The sequence below is a fragment of the Agathobaculum sp. genome, from assembly GCF_050946325.1.
Taxonomy (GTDB): Bacteria; Bacillota; Clostridia; order Oscillospirales; family Butyricicoccaceae; genus Agathobaculum.
In genome coordinates, this window is record NZ_JBMNUP010000176.1 from 1 (window position 1) to 3,054 (window position 3,054).

Consider the following 3,054-nt stretch of genomic DNA (forward strand, 5'->3'; position numbering starts at 1 on the left):
TGGTAGCTCACTGGGGGCATACTTTTAATTGGTTAGGCTCCCAGCTGAGCTATACCCCCATATATTTCCAAAAAGGAATTTTATAGGGTACGCAATATTTGATTGTCGAATTGTGGTAGCTCAATGGGGGCATACTTTTAATTTACTTGGCTCCCAGCTGAGCTATACCCCCAGATATTTCCGATTATGGAAGTTTTCGGGGTGTGTAATATTTAATTGTCGATTTGTGGTTGCTCGATGGGGGCATACTTTTAATTGGTTAGGCTCCCAGCTGAGCTACGCCCCCAAACTGCCGCGCGGGCATTATCCCCAGCGACAGAAATTATTATACCGTATCATCAGGATTCTGTCAAGCAAAAACGTTCATTTTTCATCAGGAAATTGCAAACAGCCGTTTGCCGTTTTCCATTGTCACACGTTCCACCTCGGCCGCATCCACCCCCTTGACCGCAGCAATCGTTTCCGCCATGCGGTGTACATACAATGAGGAGTTGCGGCGGCCGCGATACGGTTCGGGCGCCATGTAGGGGGCGTCCGTCTCAATCATCAGCCGGTCAAGCGGCGCTTCGCGAATGACCTCAATCGCCTTGCGGGCATTCTTAAATGTGATCACCCCTGTAAAGGAAAGATAGTACCCCAGCCGCAGCAATTCCCGCGCCATCTCTACGCTGCCTGCATAGCAGTGGTATACGCCGCGCACCTCCGGAAATTGCCGTGTGATCTCCATACAGTCTCCGTGCGCTTCACGGTCATGCACAATAACGGGCAGGTGAAGCTCCCGCGCCAGCTCCATCTGGCGGCGAAACACCACCTGCTGACGGGAACGGGCGCGTTCCTCCTTCTCCCAATAATAGTCCAGGCCAATCTCTCCGATGGCGCGCACCTTGGTCTCGCGCTGCGCCATTTCTTTAATAACCGCAAGGTCATTATTCCAGTTTTCGTCAATATTTTCCGGATGAATCCCCACAGCAGCGTATATAAATGGGTATTTTTGTGCATAGCTTACTGCCTTGCGGCTGGTCTCCACATCGCAGCCGGGGTTCAAAATCAGACCCACATTATGCGCCGGCATGGAGGACAGCAGCGCATCGCGGTCCTCATCAAAGCGCGCATCATCATAATGCGCATGGGTATCAAACAGCATTGATATATCCTTCCTTTCAAATCCAGCCGAAATGCCGGCAGGCGTTCCAAAGACCATTGTCATCCACGGCTGTCGTGATGTAATCAGCGCGCCGCTTGAGCGCCGCACATGCATTGCCCATCGCGATGGAAAGCCACCCCTGCCCAAACATACATACGTCGTTCGTACCGTCTCCGAACACAACAGCATCCTCGTCCCTTGCGCCCAGTCTGTCCAGCATCCGGCGTATGCCATACTGTTTGCTGGTGGGCTCGATGAACAGAACATCGCCGTTGTAGCGCACCGTCGGCAGGCCGCCGCAGTCAATATCTTTTCCTTCTTCCGGCGTACAGGCAATATATACCTTATACACTTTCGTCATCTGCCGGTAATCAAACGCAGTATCGAGTTTGACCGGAAAATAGTCCGACGGCGCATATGCCGGATAGCGCGCATCCTGCGTGATACACAGCTGCTCATTTTCCACTGTTACCGCCCACGGAATGCCGCAGGCCCGCAGCCGGTCGATCAGTGCAATGCACGGCCGGACCGGCAGGCTCTGCATTTCAACCACCTCGCCGTCAATGGTCAGGCTATAGCCGCCGTCTCCTACGATCTGGTCAAAACCATAGCGCGCAGCAAAAGCCGCTGCGGATGCCTGTAAGCGGCCGGTCGCCAATGCGGCAAAATGCCCATTTGCGCGCAGCTGCTCCACACAGCGCACCGCACTTTCCGGCATTCGCATCGTCAGTCCGCTTGCCAATGTGCCGTCGATATCAAAAAAGAAATACTTCTTCTGCATAAAGTTCCTCTTACTGCTTGTACTTTTTGTAAATTCGCCCGTAGGCAAAAATCAGCGCGGGCAAACCGAGCAGGCAGGCCGCAGCCGTCATGACGCCCGCCCACAGCATGGAAAACAGGCCGGCGGCACCCGCCAGCACATATACCGCCCCATAGCTCCACCACAGGCGGGCGCAGGCGCGGTTATAGGCAGGAATATCCCGTATTTCCTGCGGTCTGACCGTACTGCCCGCCCAAAAGTGCATCGGATCGCGCCGCCGCGCTGCCCAGCAGCCGATACCAAGAAATACCGCCGCACAAATCCACAAAATCACCGCCATCGGGATACCTTTGGGATTCATGCTTCGTCCTCCACAGGCCGTTCAAACACAAGATCCACTTCCTCTGTAATACCATTCGCCCTTTGCTGGCGCGTTGGAATCAGGGAAACAAAACGCCAGCCCTGCTGCGCACGCTGCTGAATGATCTCCCTGTGCTTTTCCATAATAAACCGATGTCCAGCGACAGGCCCCCATTCACCTATCTCCATTTCAAGCCGCTCATATTCGTACTGATACATTCCCCATCCTCCTTATGCAGCATAAAAGGGGCTGCGGCAGAACCGCAGCCCCTCTCGCTCTTTCATTTTAGCACAGCTTCGCGCCCGCTGCAATCGCATCATCGAGCATGAGCAGATTGAGCTTGCCGTCCTTCTCGGCAGACAGCAGCATACCATTGGACTCCTGTCCCATCATCTTACGCGGCGGCAGGTTGGTCACGGCTACGACGGTTTTGCCGACCAGCTCCTCCGCCTTATAATACTTTGCAATGCCGGACAAAATCTGGCGCGGCTTGCCCGAGCCGTCGTCGAGCTGGAACTTTAAGAGCTTTTCGCTCTTCTTGACATTCTCGCACGCCAGCACCTTGCACACGGTCATATCCACCTTGCAGAAATCGTCAAACGGGATATCCGGCAGGAAGGTGACGGCCGGCTGCTCTGCCGCCTGCGCGGCCTGCTTCTCCTCTTCGATCTCGGCCAGCTTCTTCGGAATGTCGATGCGCTCAAACAGGATGGACGCCTCGCCCACCGGCGTGCCTGCCTGCATACCGTCAAACGATGCAAGGCTTTCCACGCCCTGATCCGCCGCGTT

5 protein-coding genes are annotated in these 3,054 nt (G+C 54.9%); all 5 read right to left on the reverse strand.

Features of this window, described 5'->3' with window-relative positions:
* Positions 1-373 precede the first annotated feature (373 nt).
* Positions 374-1,144 (reverse strand): TatD family hydrolase, encoded by a 771-nt coding sequence (locus ACOYIE_RS10140; RefSeq protein WP_433412856.1) that lies wholly within the window; start codon positions 1,142-1,144, stop codon positions 374-376.
* Positions 1,145-1,160: 16 nt separating this feature from the next.
* The gene (locus ACOYIE_RS10145) at positions 1,161-1,925 is read right to left on the reverse strand and encodes an HAD hydrolase family protein (RefSeq protein ID WP_433412858.1); all 765 of its coding nucleotides are present in this window, start codon (positions 1,923-1,925) and stop codon (positions 1,161-1,163) included.
* Positions 1,926-1,935: 10 nt separating this feature from the next.
* A complete protein-coding gene (locus ACOYIE_RS10150; RefSeq protein WP_433412860.1) occupies positions 1,936-2,265 on the reverse strand; it encodes a hypothetical protein in 330 nt (109 codons plus the stop codon).
* On the reverse strand, positions 2,262-2,483 hold the full coding sequence (locus ACOYIE_RS10155; protein WP_433412862.1) for a DUF4177 domain-containing protein: 222 nt from the start codon (positions 2,481-2,483) through the stop codon (positions 2,262-2,264). Before ACOYIE_RS10155 ends, ACOYIE_RS10150 begins: the two co-directional genes overlap by 4 nt.
* A gap of 67 nt (positions 2,484-2,550) precedes the next feature.
* Positions 2,551-3,054: methionine--tRNA ligase subunit beta (gene metG / locus ACOYIE_RS10160; protein WP_433412864.1), on the reverse strand; the 504-nt coding region annotated here is incomplete at its 5' end.

Excerpts from the sequence above, each read along its gene's own strand:
- ACOYIE_RS10155 (WP_433412862.1), bottom strand. The coding sequence starts at position 2,483 with ATGTATCAGTACGAATATGAGCGGCTTGAAATGGAGATAGGTGAATGG.
- ACOYIE_RS10145 (WP_433412858.1), bottom strand. The coding sequence starts at position 1,925 with ATGCAGAAGAAGTATTTCTTTTTTGATATCGACGGCACATTGGCAAGC.
- ACOYIE_RS10140 (WP_433412856.1), bottom strand. The coding sequence starts at position 1,144 with ATGCTGTTTGATACCCATGCGCATTATGATGATGCGCGCTTTGATGAG.
- ACOYIE_RS10150 (WP_433412860.1), bottom strand. The coding sequence starts at position 2,265 with ATGAATCCCAAAGGTATCCCGATGGCGGTGATTTTGTGGATTTGTGCG.